At 66.1% G+C, this 22,371-nt stretch carries 21 protein-coding genes; 9 read left to right on the top strand and 12 right to left on the bottom strand.

What is annotated here, in order from left to right; translation table 11 throughout:
* Window positions 1–4 precede the first annotated feature (4 nt).
* The 3 genes from cyoE (at window position 5) to K4043_RS15005 (ending at window position 2,982) form a co-directional block, all read left to right on the top strand.
* Window positions 5–895 (top strand): heme o synthase, encoded by an 891-nt coding sequence (cyoE, locus tag K4043_RS15015; RefSeq protein WP_123731371.1) that lies wholly within the window; start codon window positions 5–7, stop codon window positions 893–895.
* 72 nt (window positions 896–967) lie between these two features.
* A complete protein-coding gene (locus tag K4043_RS15010; protein ID WP_226956685.1) occupies window positions 968–1,792 on the top strand; it encodes a calcium-binding protein in 825 nt (274 codons plus the stop codon).
* Between the two features lie 341 nt (window positions 1,793–2,133).
* Window positions 2,134–2,982 carry a hypothetical protein gene (locus K4043_RS15005; protein ID WP_265309788.1) on the top strand — a complete coding sequence of 283 codons (849 nt, stop codon included), beginning with the start codon at window positions 2,134–2,136 and terminating at the stop codon, window positions 2,980–2,982.
* A 195-nt stretch (window positions 2,983–3,177) separates the two neighbouring features.
* Here the strand turns inward: K4043_RS15005 and K4043_RS15000 are convergent, their stop codons facing one another.
* The 3 genes from K4043_RS15000 to K4043_RS14990 all read right to left on the bottom strand — a co-directional run bounded on the left by K4043_RS15000 (window position 3,178) and on the right by K4043_RS14990 (window position 6,976).
* A complete protein-coding gene (locus tag K4043_RS15000; RefSeq protein ID WP_265309787.1) occupies window positions 3,178–4,158 on the bottom strand; it encodes a bile acid:sodium symporter family protein in 981 nt (326 codons plus the stop codon).
* A 100-nt stretch (window positions 4,159–4,258) separates the two neighbouring features.
* Window positions 4,259–5,989: a DNA primase gene (gene dnaG, locus K4043_RS14995; RefSeq protein ID WP_123731367.1), complete on the bottom strand. Its 1,731-nt coding sequence runs from the start codon at window positions 5,987–5,989 to the stop codon at window positions 4,259–4,261.
* A gap of 63 nt (window positions 5,990–6,052) precedes the next feature.
* Window positions 6,053–6,976, bottom strand: a complete 924-nt coding sequence (locus K4043_RS14990; RefSeq protein ID WP_265309786.1) for a YihY/virulence factor BrkB family protein — start codon at window positions 6,974–6,976, stop codon at window positions 6,053–6,055.
* Window positions 6,977–7,114: 138 nt separating this feature from the next.
* Between K4043_RS14990 and K4043_RS14985 the strand changes: the two genes are divergently transcribed.
* Window positions 7,115–8,050: a hypothetical protein gene (locus K4043_RS14985; RefSeq protein ID WP_265309785.1), complete on the top strand. Its 936-nt coding sequence runs from the start codon at window positions 7,115–7,117 to the stop codon at window positions 8,048–8,050.
* Between the two features lie 67 nt (window positions 8,051–8,117).
* Here K4043_RS14985 and K4043_RS14980 read toward each other — a convergent pair whose 3' ends face one another.
* Together K4043_RS14980 and rpsU are read right to left on the bottom strand one after the other, a co-directional pair.
* The gene (locus K4043_RS14980) at window positions 8,118–8,564 is read right to left on the bottom strand and encodes a GatB/YqeY domain-containing protein (RefSeq protein WP_265309784.1); all 447 of its coding nucleotides are present in this window, start codon (window positions 8,562–8,564) and stop codon (window positions 8,118–8,120) included.
* A gap of 136 nt (window positions 8,565–8,700) precedes the next feature.
* The gene (gene rpsU / locus K4043_RS14975; protein WP_002808376.1) at window positions 8,701–8,916 is read right to left on the bottom strand and encodes a 30S ribosomal protein S21; all 216 of its coding nucleotides are present in this window, start codon (window positions 8,914–8,916) and stop codon (window positions 8,701–8,703) included.
* A gap of 167 nt (window positions 8,917–9,083) precedes the next feature.
* On the opposite strand from rpsU, the gene tsaD reads away from it, so the two are divergent.
* The 5 genes from tsaD (at window position 9,084) to K4043_RS14950 (ending at window position 14,948) form a co-directional block, all read left to right on the top strand.
* A complete protein-coding gene (gene tsaD / locus K4043_RS14970) occupies window positions 9,084–10,109 on the top strand; it encodes a tRNA (adenosine(37)-N6)-threonylcarbamoyltransferase complex transferase subunit TsaD (protein ID WP_259262101.1) in 1,026 nt (341 codons plus the stop codon).
* Between the two features lie 80 nt (window positions 10,110–10,189).
* On the top strand, window positions 10,190–10,558 hold the full coding sequence (gene folB / locus K4043_RS14965) for a dihydroneopterin aldolase (RefSeq protein WP_123731362.1): 369 nt from the start codon (window positions 10,190–10,192) through the stop codon (window positions 10,556–10,558).
* 26 nt (window positions 10,559–10,584) lie between these two features.
* The gene (locus K4043_RS14960; RefSeq protein ID WP_123731361.1) at window positions 10,585–11,859 is read left to right on the top strand and encodes a mechanosensitive ion channel domain-containing protein; all 1,275 of its coding nucleotides are present in this window, start codon (window positions 10,585–10,587) and stop codon (window positions 11,857–11,859) included.
* A 137-nt stretch (window positions 11,860–11,996) separates the two neighbouring features.
* The gene (locus K4043_RS14955; RefSeq protein WP_265309783.1) at window positions 11,997–14,171 is read left to right on the top strand and encodes a glycoside hydrolase family 3 N-terminal domain-containing protein; all 2,175 of its coding nucleotides are present in this window, start codon (window positions 11,997–11,999) and stop codon (window positions 14,169–14,171) included.
* A gap of 117 nt (window positions 14,172–14,288) precedes the next feature.
* Window positions 14,289–14,948, top strand: a complete 660-nt coding sequence (locus K4043_RS14950; protein ID WP_265309782.1) for a hypothetical protein — start codon at window positions 14,289–14,291, stop codon at window positions 14,946–14,948.
* Window positions 14,949–15,017: 69 nt separating this feature from the next.
* Here K4043_RS14950 and K4043_RS14945 read toward each other — a convergent pair whose 3' ends face one another.
* From K4043_RS14945 to K4043_RS14915, 7 genes are all read right to left on the bottom strand, one after another.
* Window positions 15,018–16,172 (bottom strand): PQQ-dependent sugar dehydrogenase, encoded by a 1,155-nt coding sequence (locus K4043_RS14945; protein ID WP_265309781.1) that lies wholly within the window; start codon window positions 16,170–16,172, stop codon window positions 15,018–15,020.
* Window positions 16,173–16,319: 147 nt separating this feature from the next.
* Complete coding sequence (locus K4043_RS14940) at window positions 16,320–16,667, bottom strand: hypothetical protein (protein WP_070471533.1); 348 nt, start codon at window positions 16,665–16,667, stop codon at window positions 16,320–16,322.
* Between the two features lie 105 nt (window positions 16,668–16,772).
* Window positions 16,773–18,074: an amino acid permease gene (locus K4043_RS14935; protein ID WP_265309780.1), complete on the bottom strand. Its 1,302-nt coding sequence runs from the start codon at window positions 18,072–18,074 to the stop codon at window positions 16,773–16,775.
* Window positions 18,071–18,829 (bottom strand): L,D-transpeptidase family protein, encoded by a 759-nt coding sequence (locus tag K4043_RS14930; RefSeq protein ID WP_265309779.1) that lies wholly within the window; start codon window positions 18,827–18,829, stop codon window positions 18,071–18,073. The genes K4043_RS14935 and K4043_RS14930 overlap by 4 nt, the downstream gene beginning before the upstream one ends.
* A gap of 18 nt (window positions 18,830–18,847) precedes the next feature.
* Window positions 18,848–19,696, bottom strand: coding sequence for a MurR/RpiR family transcriptional regulator (locus K4043_RS14925; protein WP_265309816.1), 849 nt, complete (start codon window positions 19,694–19,696; stop codon window positions 18,848–18,850).
* A 10-nt stretch (window positions 19,697–19,706) separates the two neighbouring features.
* Complete coding sequence (locus K4043_RS14920; protein WP_123731355.1) at window positions 19,707–20,816, bottom strand: dipeptide epimerase; 1,110 nt, start codon at window positions 20,814–20,816, stop codon at window positions 19,707–19,709.
* The gene (locus tag K4043_RS14915) at window positions 20,817–22,262 is read right to left on the bottom strand and encodes an SH3 domain-containing protein (RefSeq protein ID WP_265309778.1); all 1,446 of its coding nucleotides are present in this window, start codon (window positions 22,260–22,262) and stop codon (window positions 20,817–20,819) included. It lies immediately after the preceding gene.
* Between the last annotated feature and the right edge of the window lie 109 nt (window positions 22,263–22,371).

Raw genomic sequence — 22,371 nt, 5'->3', positions numbered from 1 at the left:
CGGCATGGCCAGTTACCGTCAGTACTGGGATCTGACCAAGCCCAAGGTCGTCGCCCTGATCGTGTTCACCGCGCTGGTGGGCATGTTCCTGGCCATCCCCGGGGTGCCGACCGCGCAGCAGGCGCTGGACGGCGCCCTCGGCTTCCTCGGCATCTGGCTGGCCGCTTCGGCCGCCGCAGCGATCAACCAGCTGCTGGACGCGCGCATCGATGCGCAGATGGCGCGCACCTCGTGGCGCCCGCTGGTGGTGGGCAAGGTCAAGCCGTGGCAGGTGCTCGTCTTCGCCGGCCTGTTGATCGCGCTGTCGATGACGATCCTGGTGGTCTGGGTCAACGTGATCACCGCCGTGCTGACCTTCGCCTCGCTGATCGGGTACGCGGTGATCTACACCGTGTACCTCAAGCGCGCGACCTCGCAGAACATCGTCATCGGCGGTCTCGCCGGTGCTACCCCGCCGATGCTCGGCTGGGCCGCGATCACCGGCATGCAGGGCCCGTGGGACTGGGCCTACGCGTCGCTGCTGGTGCTGATCATCTTCATCTGGACCCCGCCGCACTTCTGGGCGCTGGCGATCTTCCGCCGCGAGGATTACGCCAAGGCGGAAATCCCGATGCTGCCGGTCACCCACGGCGTGGCCTACACCCGCAAGTCGATCATGGTCTATTCGATCGCGCTGGCCATCGTCAGCATCCTGCCGGTCGTGGTCGGCATGAGCGGCATGTTCTACCTCGGCGGCGCGATCGTGCTCAACGCGGTCTTCCTCTGGTACGCCTGGCGCATGCTGAATCCGCCGGATGAACTGTTCTCGATGAAGATGTTCGGCTACTCCATCGTCTACCTGATGGCGCTGTTCGCCTTCCTGATGGTGGACCACTGGATGCTGCCGTTCCTGTGAGCTTCCTGCGCCGGCCTTGAAACGGGCCACAGCATCGCCATTGCTTTCATGACCCCAACAGGACGTGACGGTATGAAGCGATGGCTCTGGATGGCTGTAATGGTGGCTTCGATGGTGTGCGGCACAGCCGCTGCCGTGCCGGCAGGCAGTGTCGCTGACACCGCAACGCAGATAGTGACCTTGGCGGGCAACCACCGGCTGGTGATGCTGGGCGAATACCACGGCACCGCCGAGACACCGCTGCTCGTGGCCGACCTGATGGAACGCTACAGCCGCGACACCGCACCGGTGCGGTTGGGCCTGGAACTGCCGATGAGCGAGAACGCCGCGCTGGCGCGTTACCTGCGCTCCAGCGGCGATGCTGATGCGCGGGCGGCACTGCGCACCTCGCCGTTCTGGCAGGTAAAGGACGACCAGCACGACGGGCGCCGCAGCCGGGACATGCTGGCGCTGATCGAGACGCTGCGCGTGCTGCGCCTGCAGGGGCGCGACATAGGCGTGGCCGGCTATGACATTGAAATCAGTACGTACGACAGCGATATGGATCGCGACGCTGCGATGGCCACGCACTTGCGCCAGCAGTTCAACGCACTGCCGGCCGGGGCGCGGATGGTGGTGCTCACTGGTAACGTGCACGCGATGCGCCACCCCTTCGCGGACGCGCCGCCGGAGATGAAGCACCGCACCATGGCGTCGTACCTGCTGGACCTTCCGCTGTACAGCGTGCGCGTGGAAGCGCTGCGTGGGCAGTTCTGGGGCTGCATGAACCCCTGCCGCGCGCTCACGCTGCGTGAATTGCCGGCGCAGGATCCGGTCGTCGAAACGGATCCGGAACGGTCCTACGACGTGTGGGTGCATCTGCCGGCGCTGAGCGTGGGGACGCTGACGGACCCGTAGCGAGGCCGAATGCCGAGGATGCGGTGCCCTGGCAGGGTCGCTTCCCAAATGACCGCACGCAGACACCACCCGCCCGGTAAGGCATGACCTTCCCCTCACATGGATGGCGCTTGAGGCACGGTCTCTTGTAAGGAACCCCCGCGTCGAGGGGGGGGGGGGGCGATTGCACGACCTGCAACGATACACAGCGCTCACTTTCATCAGAAACAATCCCGTAGAAATGACGTCGCGAGACTTTGCTCGCTCAATCTCATGGTGCTCAAGTGACGTCCATAAGAGACATCGGGGTCGTAGCCGCGATGGCTACTGCCCTCCTCATCAGTGCAGAAGCATCTGCTGCGATGAAAACCCTGAGTCGTGCCAACTGTCTGTTGTCCGTCAATGAATCAATCACGTATGACAGGCCGCTTTTCAGGAGAATGCCGGGATCAGCAGCGAGCACACATCATGCGCAAGGTTTGGCCGTGTCGTTGCTGGTTGCTGCGTCGCTGTACAGTGCCCCGAGCTTCAGTGCCCAGAACGACGTGGATGCGGTAGGAAAGTGGTTGAATGAGCGAACCATGCGCGCCGCAATGGAAGACAGCAGCAATGGAGTGCGCCGCTCGTCGGAGCAGGGTACCTATCAGGTCATTCCCCTGTCTGAGTTGGATGCACCCGAAGAAGTCAAGCAACACTTCCGTGCCGAAATAGCGCTAAGTCGAGCCGGAGTGCGACGGGTTTCCAATGGCGAGATCCCATCGCAGGGCCAGCTGATCTCTTCGCTTCCGAGAACCGTACGTTCCAACGCAGAACTGCGTCGGCGATTGCCTTCGCCGCCATCCGATCTCCAACGCACAATTCTCGGTGCGGCGGAGCTGATCGGAATGGAGCCAAGCGGCGCACTGGATGGGCTCAAATCCACCGGTCTAACCCGTTTCTATCGCGTGAATGGCTTGGGTATCGTCGAGTTCAATGAACACAACTTTCGTGCCCCAGGCAGCAAAGTAGAGGTGATCGCAGAGTTTCAGAACATCCGCGTTAACGGTGTGCCTGCGCAGCTGGAACAAGTCTCGGATGATCTTGGGCGCAGCCGCGCAACGTTGGAATGGGCAGGGGAAAACAAGGCCTACTCGCTGATCGCTATCGGGGAAGGCGACGTGGAGCAAAAAGCCATCGTGTTGCAACAGATCGCCGCTGGTGTGAAAGATTGATACGACGGCGATAACAGCGCAACGCTTCCACGGGCTGTCCTCCGGTAGGGTCGCTCGACAGACGACTTCCGATAACGTCGATCAGCGCAATGGCGGCATGACCTTTGCCGAAGGTGCGTCAAACGGCCGATGTCGTTCGGCATCACGCCCATCATCGGCCGCTCACCGGTATCGGCGGTCGTCTGTCGAGCGACCCTACCGCGGGGTGACCGGGTCACGTGCATACCGCTGCGCGATCATCGCGCAGACGATCAACTGGATCTGGTGGTAGATCATGATCGGCAGCACGATCGCACCGAGGCTGCCGCCGGCGAACAGCACCTTGGCGATCGGCACGCCGGTGGCCAGGCTCTTCTTGGAGCCGCAGAACAGGATGGTGATTTCATCCTCGCGGTTGAAGCCCAGCCGGCGCGCGATGAAGCGGATCAGCGGCATTGCGATGCCGAGCAGCACGGCCGCCACCACCGCCACACTGAGCAGTGACAACAGCGGCGTCTTGCTCCACAGCCCTTCGCTGACCGCTTCGCCGAAGGCGGAGTAGACCACCAGCAGGATCGTGGCCTGGTCGGTATAACGCAGCAGCGCGCGCTGCTTCTCGACCCAGCGGGCGATCCACGGGCGCAGCAGATGGCCGGCCACGAACGGCACCAGCAGCTGCAGCATGATGCTGACGATGGCCTGGCCGGGGTTGTGCATGCCGCCTTCGGTGCCGGCCAGCAGGGCCAGCAGCAGCGGGGTCAGGAAGACGCCGAGGATGCTCGACAGCGAGGCGCTGCACACCGCCGCCGGGACATTGCCACGGGCGATCGAGGTGAACGCGATCGAGGACTGCACCGTGGACGGCAGCGCACACAGGAACAGCACGCCGATGTAGAGCTCCGGGGTCAGCAGCCAGCCATCCAGCGGTTTGAACATCAGCCCCAGCAGCGGGAACAGCACGAAGGTGCAGGCCAGGATGGTCAGGTGCAGTCGCCAGTGCAGCAGGCCGGCGACGATCGACTCCCGTGGCAGGCGCGCGCCGTGCAGGAAGAACAGCGCGGCAATGGCGACGTCGGTGACATCGTCGAGCACCATCGCGGCGGCGCCGTGCATCGGCAGGAAGGACGCCAGCAGCACCGTGCTGAGGAGGGCGAGGGTGAAGTTGTCCGGTCGCAGGCGCGACCACCAGCGGGTCATGGTGGGCAGGCTCCTGTAGGGCAGGGAAGTGAGCGGGGGAACGAAGATGGCATCGCTGCAGCGGGACTGGCGAGGTGGGAGGCCACGACGGCTCCGTTGGTCAGAAGCGGAGGGTGCTGCGCGCTTTGAGCAGTTCGCGCAGCTCGTACTTGTCAGTATCGTCCAGACCCTGTTGGCTCTGCTTTGCCTGAAGCTCATCCAGACGTTGCATCAGCAGCTGTTTCTCCAGCTGGGCGACCGCGTCATGCAGCTCCTGGGTCCACATCGCCTCATCGCCGGGCAGGGTCTGCGCGGCCAGCTTGTGCAGCGATTCCTGCTCTTCACGCCCGTCGAAGTGCTCCAGCAACGCGCCGGTGCTGATGTCCGGGCGCTGCTCGACCAGGGTCAGCAGTTCGGTCAGCAGCTCGATGCCGGGCAGGCGCAGGCCGGTGAAGTGATGGCCGTCCAGCGTCATCGCCAGCGAGGGCTGCTGCAGCAGGATCGCGATGGCCGCGCGCACCAGGCTGCGGCGCTGTGCCGGTGCCACCGCGCGCTGCGGTTGGCGTGAGGGCTGCGCGGACGCACTGGGCTTGGCGCCCAGGCCGGTCAGCGTGGTCAGCTGCTGCTTCATCAGGTCGCCGAAGGCGCCATCGGGAATCTGCGCCAGCATCGGCTTGGCCCGTTCGGCCAGGCGTGCCTTGCCGTCGAGCGTGCCCATGTTGACTTCACGGGTGAGCTCGTCGAAGAAGAACTGCGACAGCGGCGTGGCCTGCTGCAGGCGTGCATCGAAGCCCTCGCGGCCTTCCTTGCGCACGATGGTGTCCGGGTCTTCGCCATCGGGCAGGAACAGGAAGAAGGCCTGGCGGCCGTCCTTCATGCGCGGCAGCACCGACTCCAGTGCACGCCAACCGGCGCGACGGCCGGCGGCGTCGCCATCGAAGCAGAAGAACACGTCCGGCGCGTTGCGGAACAGCAGCTCGGCATGGTCCGGCGTGGTCGCCGTGCCCAGCGTCGCCACCGCCTGGGTGACCCCGAACTGGAACAGCGAGACCACGTCCATGTAGCCCTCGACCACGATCAGCCGCTCGATCTTCTGGTTGGCCTGGCGCACCTGCCACAGGCCGTACAACTCGCGGCCCTTGTGGAACAGCGCGGTTTCGGGCGAGTTGAGGTACTTCGGGCCGTCGTCCTTCTCCATGACCCGGCCGCCGTAGGCGATCACGCGGCCACGGCGGTCGAAGATCGGGAACATGACCCGGTCGCGGAACTTGTCGTAGACGTGGCCGCGGTCGTTCTTGGAAAACAGGCCGGCACGGTCGAGCAGCTTCATCCGCCGCTCGTCCTTGCCCAGCGCATCCTTCAGCGCGCTGTAGCCATCCGGTGCGTAGCCGATGGCGAAACGCTCGCGGTTCTCTTCATCGACACCGCGCTGGTCCAGGTAGGCGCGTGCCTTGTCGCTGCCCTTCAGCGCGGTCTGGAAGAAGCGCGTGGCCGCGTCCAGCGCCGAGTACAGATCGCGGCTGTCGTCCTGCTGCTGCGCAGTGCGCGGCTGGGTATCGCGCGGCACTTCCATGCCCACGCGCTTGGCCAGCTCATCGACCGCGTCGAGAAACTCGAGGCGGTCGTAATTCATCAGGAAGCTGATCGCCGTGCCATGCGCGCCGCAGCCGAAGCAGTGATAGAACTGCTTGGTCGGTGAGACCGTGAACGAGGCCGAGCGCTCGTCATGGAACGGGCAGCGCGCTGCATATTCCTTGCCCTGGCGTTTCAACGGCACGCGACTGCCCACCACCTCGACAATGTCGGAGCGGGCCAGCAGGTCGTCGATGAATGCGTCGGGGATACGGGCCATGGGCAGCAGGCGGGGGCATGGCCGGTCACGGCTACGCGCGGAAGCGGGGGTGCCGCTAGTCTACTAGCTGTCGGCCGGTTCGCCCGGTTTCGGTGGCTCCACCCCAGCCTCGGCGAGCACGGCATGGGCGCGCAGGCGCTCATCGATCACCGAGGTCATCAGCGCACCGACGAAGAACACCACGGTGGCGTAGTAGATCCACACCAGCGAGATCACCAGGGCGCCCATCGAGCCATACGCGCTGCCCGGTGCGACGGTGGCGATGTACAGGCCGATGGCATAGCGCCCCAGTGCGAACAGGGCGGAGGTGATCGCACCGCCGATGAAGGCCTGGCGCCACGCCACGCGGCGGTCGGGCAGGTAGTGGTACAGGAAGGCGAAGCCCACGGTGTACAGCGCCAGGCTGGTCAGATAGCCGATCGCGGGCAGCACCGAGGGCAGGTGCGCGAACACGACCTGCAGCATGGTGGTGGCGGTCATCGAAAGGATCAGCAGGAAGCCCAGCGCCAGCACCACGCCGAACGAAAACACCCGCTTGCGCAACCAGGCCACGATGCCATCCAGGCGCTCGCCGCTGGTGTTGAAGATCAGGTTCAGGGCGTTCTGCAGCTGGGCGAACACAGCCGTGGCACCAATGAACAGCAGCAGGGTGCTCCACACGCCGGCCAGCGTGCCGATGTCGGGCTGGTTGTTGGCGTTGCTGAGCACGGTCTCCGCCACCGAGGCGGCGCTGGTGCCGGCCACGTCATTGATCTGGCCCAGCAGCGCCTGCTGCGCCGGGGGGTACAGCGAGGCGGTCAGCCACAGCAGCAGCACCAGCAGCGGCGCCATCGAGAGCAGGGCGTAGAAGGCCAAGGCGGCGGCCTGGGTCATCACGTCCGCATCTATGAAGCGGCGCAGCAGCACGGCGGGGAAGCTCTGCTCCAGCCGCGCCATGTGCTTGCGGATCCTGGAGAGGGAATGGCTCGGCGGGTGCATGGACGGCATCAGGTCGGAAGCGAGGCCCCCGTTCTAGCAAATGGACGGATTGCACCGGGTGAAGTGGTCCGATCAGGTCAAGATCTTGACGGATATCGCGCTATCCTTCTGCCCGGTTTTCCACCTTCACAGCAGAAAGGACGCTTCATGAAAGGAATGGTCTACACGACGATGGTGCTGTTGGCCGCGGCAGGCCCGGCGGTGGCTTCCGGGGCCTGCGACAAGGCTTTCAAGACGGTAGGGGATGCGCGCAACGGTGCGCTGTACATGGCCGATGTCACGGTGCCGGGCCTGAAGGTGCAGAGCGCACTGGACCAGCTGCGCAAGATCGGCGGCGATGAAGAGTTCGAAGTCGCTGGCCAGTTGGTGGAGGGCGATAGCGGCGACCAGTACCTGGTCCAGCGCAAAGGGCTGCGCGTCCCGTTGGTCCTGGTGGGCACCGCCGATCGCACCGGTCGCGTCACCCTGGCGACCAAGCTGGCCCGCGGTCAGTCGATCGAGCCGGCCGCGGCCAAGCAGTCGATGTGCGGGATGCTGGACAAACTCAAGGCGGGCAGCCAGGGCGACACGGTTGCCGCCGCTGGGCGCACGCAGTACCCGATGCCGGCCGTCGAGGCGGTGGCGGCGCCGGATCTGTCCAAGATGATGGGCAAGGAAGTGAAAGACACGATGGCGCTGTACCGCAGTGCCGGTGCCTTCAAGGATCTGATGCTGGGGACTACCACCAACAAGGAAGACAAGGGCGACCGCTCGGCCACGTTCCTGCCGCTGTACGCGAAGTACGTGGGGCGGCGCTATCAGATCGATGGCCAGGTCTATACGGTCAATCCAAACACGTATTCGACCAAGCCTGGCGACATCGGCTCGATCAACTACCTGGTCACGCCGACCCGCGGCCTGCTGCGCGTTCGTCAGAACGACACGTACAACAACAACAACTACACCATCCGCTGCGAATTCGCGTCGGACCAGGCCGCCAACTTCACCATGCTGCGCGAGCGCGACTGGGCCAAGCTGGAAGGCGAGATCAGTTCGATCGAGGAAAGCTCGATGACGCTGCGCAACTGCCGCCAGGCCTCGTAACAACGGGCCTGCTGAAACGGAAAAGGCCCGCGAAATGCGGGCCTTTTTACTGCGGCGTGGCGGCGGATCAGCCGGCCAGCTGCTGCTTGACCAGCTTGGACACCAGGCCCATGTCGGCCTGACCGGCCAGACGCGGCTTGAGCGCGCCCATCAGCTTGCCGATGTCGGCCGGGGTGGTCGCGCCGGTTTCGGCGATGGCGGCCTGGATGGCGGCCACGATCTCGGCCTCGCCCAGCTTGGCCGGCAGGTACTGGTCGATCACCACGATTTCCTCGCGCTCGATCACGGCCAGGTCTTCACGGTTGGCCGCTTCGAACTGGGTGACCGAGTCCTTGCGCTGCTTGACCATCTTTTCCAGCACGGCGAGCACGGCGGCGTCGTCCAGCTCGATGCGCTCATCGACTTCGCGCTGCTTGATCGCAGCCAGCATCAGGCGGATCACGCCCAAGCGGTGCTTCTCGCCGGCCTTCATGGCGGCCTTCATGTCATCGGTGAGCTGCTGCTTCAGGCTCATGGGAACACCTCGTGTCGGTGGAAAAGGAAAGCGGAGCGCCGAAGCGCTGGAACGCAAAAAGCCGGTAACGCTCGCGCGTTCCGGCTTCGGCTCCGTCACGACAGGCCAAGGCCTGCCGTATCGAAGTTGCGTCCGATCAGTACAGGCGCTGACGCTTGGTGACGTCGCGCGACGAACGGCGCAGCTGACGCTTCACAGCAGCGGCAGCCTTACGCTTACGCTCCTGGGTCGGCTTTTCATAGAACTCGCGCTTGCGGGTTTCGGCCAGCACGCCGGCCTTTTCGCAGGTGCGCTTGAAGCGACGGAGCGCAAACTCGAAGGGCTCGTTCTCGCGGACTTTAACGCTGGGCATGGAATCTCCGGGACACAGTAGAACCGGGTCTCGCCCGGTGAGAGCCGCACATTATAGCGGCGAGAAAAGAAGTTGCAACCCACCCCGGCGAACTTCTTGGCCACGGGTGATGCGCAGACAGGCCAGCGTACCTCTGCCGGGGCCTGAAGAGGTCCATAATACCCGTTATGCGAGTCCTTGGTATCGAATCTTCCTGCGATGAGACCGGCGTGGCGGTGTATGACACCTCCCTGTCCGGGATCGACGCCCTGCGCGCCCATGCGGTCTACAGCCAGATCGCCCTCCACGCTGAATACGGCGGGGTGGTGCCCGAGCTGGCCAGCCGCGATCACGTGCGCAAGCTGCTGCCTCTGATCCGGCAGACCCTGGCCGAGGCCGACATGACCGTGGCCGACATCGACGGGGTGGCCTATACGGCCGGCCCCGGGCTGGTCGGTGCGCTGCTGGTGGGGGCGGGCGTGGCCCGTTCGCTGGCCTGGGCGCTGGAGGTGCCGGCGGTCGGTGTACATCATATGGAAGGCCACCTGCTGGCCCCGCTGATGGAAGACGACCCCCCGCAGGCGCCGTTCGTGGCGCTGCTGGTGTCCGGTGGGCATACCCAGCTGGTCGCCGTGGACCGGATCGGCCAGTACCGCCTGCTTGGCGAGACCCTGGACGACGCCGCTGGCGAGGCCTTCGACAAGACCGCCAAGCTGATGGGCCTGCCGTACCCCGGTGGCCCGCAGCTGGCCGCCCTGGCCGAGCGCGGCACGCCGGGCCGGTTCAAATTCACCCGCCCGATGACCGACCGCCCCGGTCTGGATTTCAGCTTCTCCGGGTTGAAGACCCAGGTCCTGCTGGCCTGGCGCGACAGCGACCAGAGCGAGCAGACCCGCGCCGACATTGCCCGTGGCTTTGAAGATGCGGTGGTCGACACCTTGGCGATCAAGTGCGAGCGCGCGCTGGATGCGGCGGGCACCGATGTGATCGTGGTGGCCGGCGGGGTAGGGGCCAACAAGCGCCTGCGTGCCAAGCTGCAGCAGATGGCCGCCCGCCGCGGTGGCCGCGCGTGCTTCCCGCGCCCGGCGCTGTGCACCGACAACGGCGCGATGATCGCCTTCGCTGGTGCCCTGCGTCTGGAAGCGGGCCAGCACACGCCGCCCCAGGTGCAGGTGACGCCGCGCTGGGACATGGCGACGCTGCCGGCGGTGTAGGGCGCGCCCACTCACCCCGGTTCCCGGCACATTCCGGACAGCCCCGTTACCATGGACGCCATCTTCCACGTGGCATGGCTATGGACAAGGTATTCATTGAAGGGCTCGAAATCGATGCCCTGATCGGGATCTACGACTGGGAACGGCGGATCCGCCAGACCCTGCGTTTCGATCTGGACATGGGCTTCGACAACCGCCGCCCGGCGGCCAGCGACGACATCGCCGATACCCTCAATTACAAAGCCGTCAGCAAGCGCATCGAGCAGTTCGTGCGTGACTCGGACTATGGCCTGGTCGAAACCCTGGCCGAGCGCATCGCCGAGATCGTGCTGCGTGAATTCAACGTGCAATGGCTGCGGCTCAAACTCAGCAAGCCCGGCGCGGTACGCGGCGCGCGCGCGGTCGGCGTGATCATCGAGCGCAGCGCGCAGGACCTGGCAACGCCCTGATACCCCTGATAGGAGAGCAATACACGATGTTGGATGCGGTAGCGGCAACCCGATGGCTGGACGGCCTGCAGAACACCCTCGAACCCTGGCCCTGGGCCTACACCCTGCTGGTGCTGGCAGCACTGGCCCTGGCCGCCTGGCTGGCCAACTTCGTCACCAAGAAGATCCTGCTGCGCGGCCTGCGCAAGCTGGTCAACCGGCTGCCTGGCCACAGCGCGGGCAATGAAGGTGGCAACAACCTGCGGGTGATCTCGCGGCTGTCCAACGTGGTGCCGAGCATGGTGATCGCCGCCGGCATCCGGATCGTGCCCGACCTGCCGCCGGAACTGGTGGCATTCGTGATCGGCGCTTGCCAAGCGTGGGCAGTGCTGACCGTGGCGCTGGCGGTCTCGCATGCGCTGGATGCCGCCAATGATCTGTACGAGCGCCGCCCGGATGCGCGCAACAAGCCGATCAAGGGCTACCTGCAGGTCGTGAAGATCATCGTCTTCGTGATCGCTGGCCTGTCGATCGTGTCCCTCCTGCTGGGGGTGAAGCTCGGCCCGCTGGTCACCGGCCTCGGCGCGGCCACCGCCGTGCTGATGCTGATCTTCCAGGACACCATCCTGTCGCTGGTGGCCAGCGTGCAGATCAGCGGCGATGGCCGGGTTCGGCTGGGCGACTGGATCGAAATGCCCAGCCAGAACGCCGATGGCGATGTGATCGACATCGCCCTGCACACCATTACCGTGCAGAACTTCGACAAGACCATCACCACCATTCCGACCAAGAAGCTGGTGACCGAGTCGTTCAAGAACTGGCGCGGCATGCAGGAGGCGGGCGGCCGCCGGATCAAGCGCGCGCTGTACCTGGACCAGCACAGTGTCGGCTTCGTCGATGCGCCGATGCTGGCCGAGCTGGAGCAGTTCGCGGTGCTGGGCGATTACCTGCGGGAGAAGCAGGCCGAGCTGCAGCAGTACAACGCCGGGCTGCAGGCCAAGGGCGTGGCGGCGGTGAACGCGCGCCGGGTCACCAACCTGGGCACGTTCCGCGCGTATGTGGAGCGCTATCTGAAGCAGCATCCGGGCATCCATACGGAGATGACCCTGCTGGTACGGCAGCTGCAACCGACCACCGAAGGCCTGCCGCTGGAGATCTACTGCTTCACCCGCAGCACCGCTTGGGGCGAATACGAGGGCGTGCAGTCGGACGTGTTCGATCACCTGCTGGCGATCCTCCCGGCCTTCGGGCTGCGCGTGTTCCAGGCCTCCAGCGATGCGATGCTGATGGCCGGGCAGCAGCGACTGGCGGCGGAAGAGTAAGCTCCTCTGCCCCCGTCGGCGTGCCGGCGGGGGTGGAGATCTTCCCGCGGGGAAGAAAAATGAACGCAAAAGTCATTCACAACCGCTTCGGGAACGCTAGAATCCCGGGCTTGTAAACGTTTTCATAAGGACAGCCGGTGGCCGCCGATCGTATCGAAACCCTCATTGCCCAGATGACCGTCGAAGAAAAAGTCGGCCAGTTGGGTGTGTTCGCCGACATGGTCCGCCCGTTCGCCCCGGACGTGAACCCGGAAGCCAATGTCCTCAACGCCGACCAGGTGCTGCAGCAGGTGCGCGAGGGCAAGGTGGGCTCGCTGTTCAACGGCGTCGGCGTGGAAGCCGGCCGCCGCATCCAGCAGGTCGCGCTGGAAGAAAGCCGCCTGAAGATCCCGGTGATCCTGGCTGCGGACGTGATCCATGGCATGCGCACCGTGTTCCCGATCCCGCTGGGCGAGGCCGCGAGCTTCGAGCCGGACCTGGCCGAGCGCACCGCCCGTGCCACCGCGGTGGAAGCCACCGCTGCCGGCCTGCACTGGACCTATGCACCGGCCGTGGATATCGCCCGCGACCAGCGTTGGGGCCGGGGTGCCGAGGGTGCCGGTGAAGACGTGGTGCTGGGCTGTGCATTCGCCGCCGCCCGTGTGCGCGGCTTCCAGGGCCCGGACCTGCGCGCCGACGATGCGCTGCTGGCCACGCCGAAGCATTTCGCCGCCTACGGCGCAGTGATGGCCGGCATGGAATACAACATGGTCGACATCTCGCCGCAGACCCTGCGCGACGTCCACCTGCCGCCGTTCAAGGCCGCCTTTGAAGCGGGCGCGCTGACCGTGATGTCCTCGTTCAACGACATCAACGGCGTGCCGGCCAGCGCCAACGCCGAGCTGCTGACCGATATCCTGCGTGGGGAGTGGAACTTCCCGGGCGTAGTGATCTCCGATTACACCGCCGACATGGAACTGGTCGCGCACGGCTATGCCGCCGATGACCGCGATGCCACTGCCAAGGCCTTCACTGCCGGCCTGGACCTGAGCATGCAGAGCGGCTTCTACGCCGAGCACCTGCCGGGCCTGATCGAGAGCGGCGAAGTGCCGATGGCCACGCTGGACGAATCGGTGCGCCGCATCCTGCGCCTGAAAGACGCGATCGGTCTGTTCGATGACCCGTACCGCTCGCTGGATCTGGCACGCGAAGCGGATACCTCGCATATCGCCGCGCATGACGCGCTCTCGCGCGATGCCGCGCGCCGCTCGATCGTGCTGCTGAAGAATGCGGATTCGGTGCTGCCGCTGAAGAAGGCTGGGCAGAAGATCGCACTGATCGGGCCGTTCGTGCAGGACCGCGAGAACATCGAAGGCTGCTGGACGCTGTTCGGCGACAAGTCGCGTTACGTCACCCTGGAAGCCGGTGTACGTGCGGCGATCAGCGATGAGGCGCTGCTGGAGATCGTGCCGGGCTGCGATCTGGAAGCGGCCGTGCAGGACGGTATCGAACAGGCGGTCGCTGCCGCGCTGCGTGCCGACGTGGTAGTTCTGGCCCTGGGCGAACCGCAGCGGTACAGCGGTGAAGCGCAGTCGCGCGTGGAGATCACGCTGCCGCCCGCGCAGCAGGCATTGGCCGAGGCAGTGGCGATGACCGGCAAGCCGCTGGTGGTGCTGCTGCGCAATGGTCGCGCGCTGGCCCTGCAGGGCGCCGTGCGCAATGCGCATGCCGTGGCGATCACCTGGTACCTGGGCACCCAGACCGGACACGCCGTGGCCGATGTGCTGTTCGGTGACTACAGCCCGGCCGGGCGCCTGCCGGTCAGCTTCCCGCAGGTCTCCGGCCAGCAGCCGTACTTCTACAACCACGCGCGTACCGGTCGCCCGGAACTGCCGACCATGTCCGAGTTCAAGGCGCGCTGGCGCGAGATTCCGAACGAGCCGGCGTACGCCTTCGGCCACGGCATCGGCTACACCACGTTCGCCTATGGCGTGCCGCAGCTGAGCAGCGCGCAGCTGGGCTGGGACGACACCCTGACCATCACCACCACGCTGACCAACACCGGCGCGGTGGCGGGTGAGGAAGTGGTGCAGCTGTACATCCACGATCGTGTGGCCAGCCGTGTGCGGCCGGTGCGCGAGCTGAAGGGCTTCGACAAGATTGCCCTGCAGCCGGGTGAGAGCACCGAGGTGCGGTTCACGCTGGACCGCCATGCGCTGGGCTTCACCGGCCGCGATGGCGTGTTCCGCGCCGAGCCGGGCCAGTTCGAGCTGTGGGTGTGCGCATCGTCGGTCAGCGGCGAGCCGGTGATCTTCGAGCTGCTGGCCGCCTGAGTCGGCCTCGCGTCACCCGGTAGTGCCGGCCGCTGGCCGGCACCACCGTGAGCCATCATCGGCGGCTGACGTTTCGGCAGTTAGGCTGGCTTCCTCGTGAAACCGATGGAGCCACCCATGCGCCTGACCCGTACCCCGTTGCTGTTGGCCCTGGCCAGCCCGTTGTGGCTGGCCGCCTGCAGTCCGTCGGCGCCGCCGCCGGCCGATACCGCCGCCGCCGATCCCGCCCAAGGCCCGGCCACGGCCATTCCCGAAGGCCGCCCGACGCCCGGTGACACGGTGCCGTCGTCCGGCCTGTCGCCGGATGCGGTCACTGCCGGCAGCCCCGCGCCGGATGCTGCTGCGCCTGCTTCAGGCGGTGCGACGACACCTGCGGCGGACGCCACCGCCACACCCGCCGCGCCGACCAGCGCTGGCACCAGCGATGTCCGTCAGCGCATCGACCAGGTCCTCGGCGATGCTGCCCAGTACGAAGCCGTCTTCAACGCCTTCCAGAAGGCGGTCAATGGCGGCGATCGCGCCGCGGTGGTCGAGGAAGTCCGCTTCCCCTTGAACATCGCCAACGGCGCCAAGATCACCGGCCCCGGCGAATTCCAGCGCAACTACGAGCGCATCCTGACCCCGGCCGTGCGCAAGGCCATCGCGGCGCAGAAATTCGACGACGTCATGGTCAACCAGCAGGGCGTGATGATCGGCGACGGCCAGGTCTGGCTCAACGGCACGTGCCTGGATGCGGCCTGCAGCCGCACCGAGGTCAAGGTGGTGACCATCCAGTAAACCGGTGCAGCGCCGGAACGCGTGTGAGTTGTGCAGGCTGCCGGCGATGCGCCGGCAGCCTGCCAAGGCTCAGGCCTTCGGCGTGAGCTTGAGCAGCTTGCCGTTGCTGCCGTCTTCCAGCAGCCAGATCGCGCCATCCGGACCCTGTTCGATCTCGCGGATGCGCTCGCCCATGTCGAAGCGCTCGGCCTCGCGGGCGTTGTCGCCGTCGAAGGCCACGCGGACCAGCGCCTTGGACGACAGGCCGCCGATGAAGCCGCTGCCCTTCCACGCCGGGAACTGCGTACCGTTGTAGATGATGAAACCGGCCGGGGAGATCACCGGGGTCCAGGTCACCTTGGGTGCAGCGAACTCCGGACGGGTGTCGTGGTCGGGGATGTCGCGGCCGTCGTAGTGGCTGCCGTTGGAGACGACCGGGTAGCCGTAGTTGGCACCGCGTTCGATCAGGTTCAACTCGTCACCGCCGGCCGGGCCCATTTCGTGCACCCACAGCTTGCCGCGTGCATCGAAGGCGATGCCCAGCGCATTGCGATGGCCCAGCGACCACACCTGCGCGGCCACGCCCCCCTGCGAGGCGAAGGGGTTGTCGGCCGGAACGCTGCCGTCGTCGTTGAGGCGGATCAGCTTGCCGAGATTGCCGCTCATATCCTGGGCCGGATCGAACTTCTGGCGCTCGCTGGAGGTGATCCACAGTTTGCCGTCCGGACCGAAGGCGAGACGGTGGCCGTAATGCCCCTTGCCGCTGACCTTGGGGGTCTGGCGCCAGATCACCTTGAGGTCTTCCAGCGTGCCGCTGCCATCGGCGGCCAGTGCCAGGCGCGCACGCGCCACCGCAGCACCACGGGTATCACCATCGCCTTCCTCGGCGTAGCTGAGATAGATCAACTGGTTCGTCGCGAAGTCAGGATGCGGCAGCACATCGCCGAAACCGCCCTGGCCGCCGTAGGCCACTTCGGGCACACCGGTGATGGTGGCGGTCTTGCGGGTCTGCACGTTGAAGTGCTTCAGCGCGCCTTTCTTCTCGGTGACCAGCAGGCTGCCGTCGGGCAGGAAGCTCATCGCCCACGGTTCGTCGAAGCGGGCGAATTCGGTGGCCGCGAACGGCCACTGCGCCTTCTTGAGCACGGGCGCGGAGGGGCTGGCCGTGTCTGCCGCGACACAGGCGGTGGTGAACAGGGCGGGGGTGAGACTGATAGCGAGGGTGAGCAACAGCTTGCGGGTCATGGAAGTCTCCGTCGGGGAGGCGATGGCCAGCCCCTGTTGTACACCATGGCCATCAACGCCGCGTGGACCAAAGGTCCTGCGGACATGACAACGGCGACCCGAAGGCCGCCGTTGCCGTTTGCGCCAGTGCGCTGCAAACAGGCGCGATCAGGTGCCGCGCGGCACGCCTTTGTCCAGGTGCGCCTGGCGCAGCGCGGTCGATTCATCCCAGCCGCGGCGCACGGCATTGCGGGCCTGTTCCCAACTCAGCTTGCTCTGGCCGTGTTCCTGCGCCCAACGGGTCTGCAGCTCGGCTTCCACTTCTTCATACGCGCGGATCATGTCGTCGGCACGCGTACGATGACCCAGTTGATACGCGGGCTCGTAATCATCGAAGAACTGGTTGTTGTCGTAGTACGGTTCGCTTGGAAAGCGCTCACGCCAATAGTCCGATACGGCCTGGCGCGGGACACCGTCTTCCGGCACCCGGCCGGGAATCTGATAGTCAGTGCTCATGTGTTGGCTCCGGTTGGGTGAGGCTTCACCGTACCCAAAGCCGGGTTAACGTCATGGACCCGCGAGGTGAATGACACATCAAGCGCCATTCACCTGCGCATCTGCTCAGCCCTGGTGATCGCGGCGCGGGAACATGTAGATCACCGCACCCACGGCGAACGCGATGCCCGCCGCAGCGATGTTCTGCCAGCTCGCACTGGCGAACAGGGCCAGGCACAACACCAGCGCGAGGATCGGAATCAACGGGCCACCCGGCAGCTTCAGTGCACCCGGGCGATCACGGAAACGACGCGCCAGCACCAGCACCGCGGCGGCTGTGCCGATGTAGGCGAACAGGCGCGTGGTCATCGACAACAGCGCCAACTGCACGAACGAACCGGACAAGGCCAGCGCCAGCGCGATCAGGCCCTGCGCGATGATCGCCGCCGCCGGTGTGCGCAAGCGCGGGTGCACCTGGGCCAGGATCTTCGGCCCGTAGCCATCGCGCGCCAGGGCGAACAGGAAGCGCGGGCCCATCATCATCGTGTTGCTGTTGGTGCCGAGGATGGAGATCGTCGCGCCGACCGTCAGGATCAAGGCGAGCGTGAGTCCACCGAAGCTGGCGGCGGCATCGGCCAGCGGCGTCGGCGAGCTGGCCAACCCGGCCAGCGTGCCCTGCGCAATGAACTGCACCGCGCCGTAGATCACGGTGACGGTGATGATCATGGTGATCAACGCGAACGGAATATCGCGACGCGGGTTCTTGTACTCACCGGCGGCGGCCGGGATGTTCTCGAAGCCGGCGTAGGCATACAGCAGCAGCAGCGCGGCTTCGCCCATGCGCTGCAGATCATGCGGGTCCGGGCGAACGCCGGAGAAGGCCAGGTCGGTATCGACGTAGAACACGCCGATCGCCACGAACAACAGCAGCGGCAACAGCTTGCCGATCACCAGGATGACCCCGGTGCGTGCCGCCGAGCGCACGCCGGCCACGTTCACCGCGGTGAGGAAACCGAGCGAGACGACGATGATCGCGATGCGGCCGATGTCATGTCCGGCCCACGGCCAGAAGCGTGCCACCGCATCGGCCAGCGCATTGCTGAGCGCGGCGGCGGAGCTGATCCGGGTCAGCCAGATCATCCAGCCGATCTCGAACCCGGCAAACCGGCCGAACGCCTCACGCGCGTACAGATAGCTGCCACCGGGCTCGTCGAAGTAGCTGGCCGCCTGCGCGTAGCAGAGCACCAGCAGCGCGACCACGATGCCGGCGGCGACCACGCCCCACAGGCTGAAGGGACCGAGCAGGGCAACGGTGGCGGCCGGCAGCAGGTAGATGCCACTGCCGATCACATCGTTGATCGAGAGCCCGACAATCTGCCAGCGGCTGACCGCGCGTTCGAGCTGCGGATCCGGCGGTGCGGTACTCACGGCACGCTCCCCGCCAGCACGGGCAGCTGCCACTCGGTCCGGAGGCGCTGGTACTCCGCGCGCGGCAGCAGCACGAAGCGTGGCCGCGCGCTGGCATTCAACCAGGCCAGCAGCGTGGTCATCCGTGCGGACTCCATCGCGGTGCAGCCGGCGGTGGCCTCACCGGGCGCGCGCCACAGGTGGGCGAAGATGCAGCTGCCACGGCCGGGCGTGGCCTTGGGGTTGTGCTCGATCACGAAGCCCTCGCGGTAGCGCACGTCGCCCTTGTTGTGCAGGTCCAGCCGCATCGGCTCGGTCGAGCCTTCCACCGCCTCGGCGCCGACCACCTCGGCATCGACGATGCGGTTGTAATACGGCGAATCCGGCACATCCATGCAGTAGCTGGTGTCGCGCATCGGCTGGTAGGGCAGGCCGCTGGTGACGCCGGGCGCATAGCCGAAGGCCGGCCCGATCGCAAAGATACCGGCCGGGCTGCGCCCGTCGCCTTCCTGTTTCTGCGGCGTTCCGGCCTGGGCCGGATGCAGTCCCTCACCCCATGCGCTGCCGCTGCGGCCCACGGCTACATCAAACGCGGCGCCGTGCGGCTGCCAACCCTGTGCAGTGCGCTCAAAGGCCTGAAGCGTGCCCTGGGTGGCCTCCCAGCCTTCGGTGGTGACCACGACCAGCTGCGTGCTGCCGTCCAGAGGGGTGGCCAAGACGGGAGCGGTGGCGAGCAGCAGCACCGCGGCGGTGACGGAACGGAACAGCGACATCATCGTGGCGGACTCCAGGGATCAGCTGTCGATCAGGTGTTCGATCCGTTCCAGGTTCACCCCGAGCTGGCGGTGGCGGTCCGGGTTGGCGTGGCACAGCAGGACGAAGACAACATCCAGCAGGGACTGCAATGAGGAACGGTACAGCAGTTGCGCCACGTGCGGCGCCGGGTCGTGGGCGCAAAGCACCAGGCTGGCATCGGCGTGCGCGCGCAGCGGGTTGGCGCTGTGGCGGGTGATCGAGACCACCTTGCCGCCCATGTCCTGGAACTGGCGCGACAGCTGGAACAGCTGCGGCAGCTTGCCGAACTCGGAGAACACCAGCATCGCATCCCCGGGCCGCGCGGCCGAGAGGTTGGCCATCATCAGGATCGGATCGGCGTGGTGCACGGTGAGCATGCCCAGCAGCGACAGCCGCATGGCGAACTCGCGCGCGTACAGGCCGTCATCGCCCAACCCGTAGACGAACACCTTGGGCGCCCCGTCGATCAGCTGCACGATGGCTTCGATGTCGGCCTGTGGATTGGCCAGCCAGGTTTCTTCTTCGGCGGCGGCTTTGCTTGCGCGCAGGCGCTCGGCGATCTGGGAGAAGCCGTCGGCCGCCTCCGGCGCGGGTGGTCGGCTGTGCGGGTCACTGCCGGCGCGCGCGATGGCCTCGCCGATGGAGTACTTGAGATCGGGGTAGCCCTTGAAGCCGAGCTTCTGGCTGAACTTGACCACGCTGGACTGGCTGATCCCCAATGCACTGGCCAACTGCTGGGAGGAGTAATCGCGCAGGAGGTGGGCGTTGTCGAGGATGAAGTCGGCGATGCGACGTTCGATCGCCGACATGTGGTCACGCTCGGAGCGGATTTTCACCAGGGGCGGCATGGGCACGGCGTCAGGACCACCGCCGCGGCGTGATCATTTCCAGTCCACGTACTTCCGTGATGCCCAGCCCGGGCGCATCGCTGATGGTGATCTCCGATTCGTTGAAGTTGACCCCACCGGTGACCGGGTTGAACTGGCCCAGTGATGGCCCGTCCAGATCCACCTTGGTGATGATGTCGCTCTTGGCGACGGCCAGGTGCACGGCGGCGGCCACGGAGATGCTCGATTCGATCATGCAGCCGATCATGCACGGCACGCCGTAGATCGCGGCGATGTCGGCGATGCGGATCGCGTTGGACAACCCGCCGGTCTTCATCAGCTTGATGTTGATGATGTCGGCGGCGCGCTGCTGGATCAGGTCGAACACCTGGCCGGGGTTGAACACGCTTTCATCGGCCATGACCGGCGTGTTGACCCGATCGGTGACGTACTTCAGGCCACTGATGTCGGCGGCCTTGACCGGCTGCTCCAGCAGCTCCAGCACCACGCCGGCTTCTTCCAGCGCACGCATCGCGTGCACGGCCTGCTTTGCGGTCCAGCCCTGGTTGGCATCCAGGCGCAGCAGGGCGCGACCCTGCACCGCGGCGTGGATCGCCTTGACCCGCTCGATGTCCAGGCCGATGTCCTTGCCGACCTTGATCTTCAGCGACTCGAACCCGCGTTCGATCGCCGAGAGCGAGTCGGCCACCATCTTGTCGATGTAGTCCACGCTGATGGTGATGTCGGTGGTGATCACCGGGTCGCCACCGCCGAGCATGCGGTACAGCGGCGCGTTGTGCAGCTGTGCCCACAGATCGTAGACCGCGATCTCCACCGCCGCCTTGGCGCTGGTGTTGCGCTCCATCGAGGTCTGGATCAGCCCGCAGAGCCGGTTGAGGTTGGCCACGTCCTCGCCGATCAGGCGCGGTTTGATGAAGCTGTCGATGGCCTCGATGATCGAGCCGTGGGTATCGCCGGTGATCACCGCCGTGGCCGGCGCCTCACCGTAGCCGGTGTGGCCGCTGTCGGTGCGGACCAGCACCACCACGTCTTCGACGGTGTCCACGGTGCGCAGCGCGGTCTTGAACGGGGTCTTCAGCGGCACGCGCAGCATGCCGAGTTCGATGTCGGTGATCTTCATTCAGGGGTTCTGTGGCCGAAGGCGCTGGATGTTGGTGATGCGGTCGATGTAGCTCACGGTATCGCTGGCCATCATCGGCTCCAGCGCAGTGACCGACACGCCGTTGAGATGGGCCTGCACGCGCTTGCCGTCCGCGCCGATCCAGCCGCCGCCGGCGGTGTCATGGATCAGCCAGGTACGGCCGTCGATGTGGCCGATCGCCATCATCACGTGCCCGGGGATGTAGACCAGATCGCCGACCTGCAGTTCTTTTACGGCGGCATCGCGCGTGGGCTTGCCGTCCTTCGCGGTGAAGGCGATGCGGTCCAGCGCGGGGCTGATCGCCTGCGCGCTGGTGTTGCGTGGCATCAGCACGCCGACACTGCGGTAGATCTCCGAGACGTAGCCGCTGCAGTCGCGGGTGTCGTAATCGTGGCCCCAGCCGTAGCGTTCGCCGAGGAACTTGAAGGCCTGGGTCAGCAGCGTGCGCGGAGTCAGCGGCAGGTAGTCATCCGCAGTGTCCTGCGAACGCGGCAGCAGCGCCGGGATCAGTGCCAGGCGACCGTCGGCCTCGCGCACCGGCAGCTGCACCACATGCGCGGCGTGGGCCTGTTGGCCATTGACGGTCTTCTCCAGCGACCAGTCGGCGATCACCGGCAGGCGCACGCCCATGTCCAGTTCAAGCCGCGACACGCGCGGTTCCTCCGGGGTGTAGGCGGTGAACGCCGTGGCGCCGGTGACCACGCGGTAAGGACCGCGTTGACCGTAGCCGAGCACGGTGTCCGCGTCACCGATACCCACGAAGCGCTTCTCGATCCATGCCGAATAGCGCTCGCTGGTGACGAACAGCCAGCGCCCGTCGGCGCTTTCATGCAGCACCGCCACCGCGTCGCCGGGGAACAGCGCCGACTCCTGGAAGCGGTCGATGTCCGTGTCGCCCTGGCTGCTGAAGACCCGCAGCGTGGTCGGGAACGCACGCAGCGCAGCGCGATGGGTGACCAGGCCGTACTGCAGTGGGCGCTGCGCCGGTATCGCCTCCAGAGCGAGATTGGCCAGGGTGTCACTGCGCTGCCGGTCGCTGATGGTCTTGCCATCCTGGCCATACAGCGTGCGCTCCGGCCACCTGGACAGCGACTGGATGCTGCCCAGCACCTGGTCGCGGGGCAGCTGCGCTGGCAGCGCGCGTAGATCGTGGATCGAGGCGTCTTCGGCACGCATGCGAGCGTTCTGCGTGGCGATAGCTGCGCGATCCAGGATCACGCGGTCCGGATCGGGCAGGCGATCGGCCCAGAAGCCGGGCGCGAGATAGGCCTCGCGCAGGGCGATGACCCCGCCGAAATCGGCGGCCGGTACAGCCCGGGGCGCCTCGGCCCACGTTGGCGCCAGCGTGGTCGCAAGAACCGCCGCCAGAAGAGTGCGCGACAGCCAGCGGGACCGCACGGGGCGGTGGGGGGAAGCCAGGATCATGACGCGGTCACCCTCCTCGGAAGCATTAGGAATATTTATTCCTTTTTTCGGCGAAAGCAAGAATAAATTATTGACCGGCTATGAGGCCCGTGTTACACAGCGATTACCC

Source organism: Stenotrophomonas sp. SRS1, assembly GCF_026130205.1.
Taxonomy (GTDB): Bacteria; Pseudomonadota; Gammaproteobacteria; order Xanthomonadales; family Xanthomonadaceae; genus Stenotrophomonas; species Stenotrophomonas rhizophila_B.
Note: the sequence above shows the minus strand (reverse complement) of the source record. Positions and strands in the feature narration are given on the sequence as shown.

What these genes read in the sequence shown, in the direction of transcription:
- K4043_RS15010 (WP_226956685.1), top strand. Translation starts at nt 968, where the DNA reads ATGAAGCGATGGCTCTGGATGGCTGTAATGGTGGCTTCGATGGTGTGC.
- K4043_RS14950 (WP_265309782.1), top strand. Translation starts at nt 14,289, where the DNA reads ATGCGCCTGACCCGTACCCCGTTGCTGTTGGCCCTGGCCAGCCCGTTG.
- K4043_RS14945 (WP_265309781.1), bottom strand. Translation starts at nt 16,172, where the DNA reads ATGACCCGCAAGCTGTTGCTCACCCTCGCTATCAGTCTCACCCCCGCC.
- K4043_RS15000 (WP_265309787.1), bottom strand. Translation starts at nt 4,158, where the DNA reads ATGACCCGCTGGTGGTCGCGCCTGCGACCGGACAACTTCACCCTCGCC.
- K4043_RS14990 (WP_265309786.1), bottom strand. Translation starts at nt 6,976, where the DNA reads ATGCCGTCCATGCACCCGCCGAGCCATTCCCTCTCCAGGATCCGCAAG.
- tsaD (WP_259262101.1), top strand. Translation starts at nt 9,084, where the DNA reads ATGCGAGTCCTTGGTATCGAATCTTCCTGCGATGAGACCGGCGTGGCG.
- K4043_RS15005 (WP_265309788.1), top strand. Translation starts at nt 2,134, where the DNA reads ATGAAAACCCTGAGTCGTGCCAACTGTCTGTTGTCCGTCAATGAATCA.
- K4043_RS14915 (WP_265309778.1), bottom strand. Translation starts at nt 22,262, where the DNA reads ATGATCCTGGCTTCCCCCCACCGCCCCGTGCGGTCCCGCTGGCTGTCG.
- K4043_RS14920 (WP_123731355.1), bottom strand. Translation starts at nt 20,816, where the DNA reads ATGAAGATCACCGACATCGAACTCGGCATGCTGCGCGTGCCGCTGAAG.
- cyoE (WP_123731371.1), top strand. Translation starts at nt 5, where the DNA reads ATGGCCAGTTACCGTCAGTACTGGGATCTGACCAAGCCCAAGGTCGTC.
- K4043_RS14925 (WP_265309816.1), bottom strand. Translation starts at nt 19,696, where the DNA reads ATGCCGCCCCTGGTGAAAATCCGCTCCGAGCGTGACCACATGTCGGCG.
- K4043_RS14940 (WP_070471533.1), bottom strand. Translation starts at nt 16,667, where the DNA reads ATGAGCACTGACTATCAGATTCCCGGCCGGGTGCCGGAAGACGGTGTC.
- K4043_RS14985 (WP_265309785.1), top strand. Translation starts at nt 7,115, where the DNA reads ATGAAAGGAATGGTCTACACGACGATGGTGCTGTTGGCCGCGGCAGGC.
- folB (WP_123731362.1), top strand. Translation starts at nt 10,190, where the DNA reads ATGGACAAGGTATTCATTGAAGGGCTCGAAATCGATGCCCTGATCGGG.
- rpsU (WP_002808376.1), bottom strand. Translation starts at nt 8,916, where the DNA reads ATGCCCAGCGTTAAAGTCCGCGAGAACGAGCCCTTCGAGTTTGCGCTC.
- K4043_RS14980 (WP_265309784.1), bottom strand. Translation starts at nt 8,564, where the DNA reads ATGAGCCTGAAGCAGCAGCTCACCGATGACATGAAGGCCGCCATGAAG.
- K4043_RS14930 (WP_265309779.1), bottom strand. Translation starts at nt 18,829, where the DNA reads ATGATGTCGCTGTTCCGTTCCGTCACCGCCGCGGTGCTGCTGCTCGCC.
- K4043_RS14960 (WP_123731361.1), top strand. Translation starts at nt 10,585, where the DNA reads ATGTTGGATGCGGTAGCGGCAACCCGATGGCTGGACGGCCTGCAGAAC.
- dnaG (WP_123731367.1), bottom strand. Translation starts at nt 5,989, where the DNA reads ATGGCCCGTATCCCCGACGCATTCATCGACGACCTGCTGGCCCGCTCC.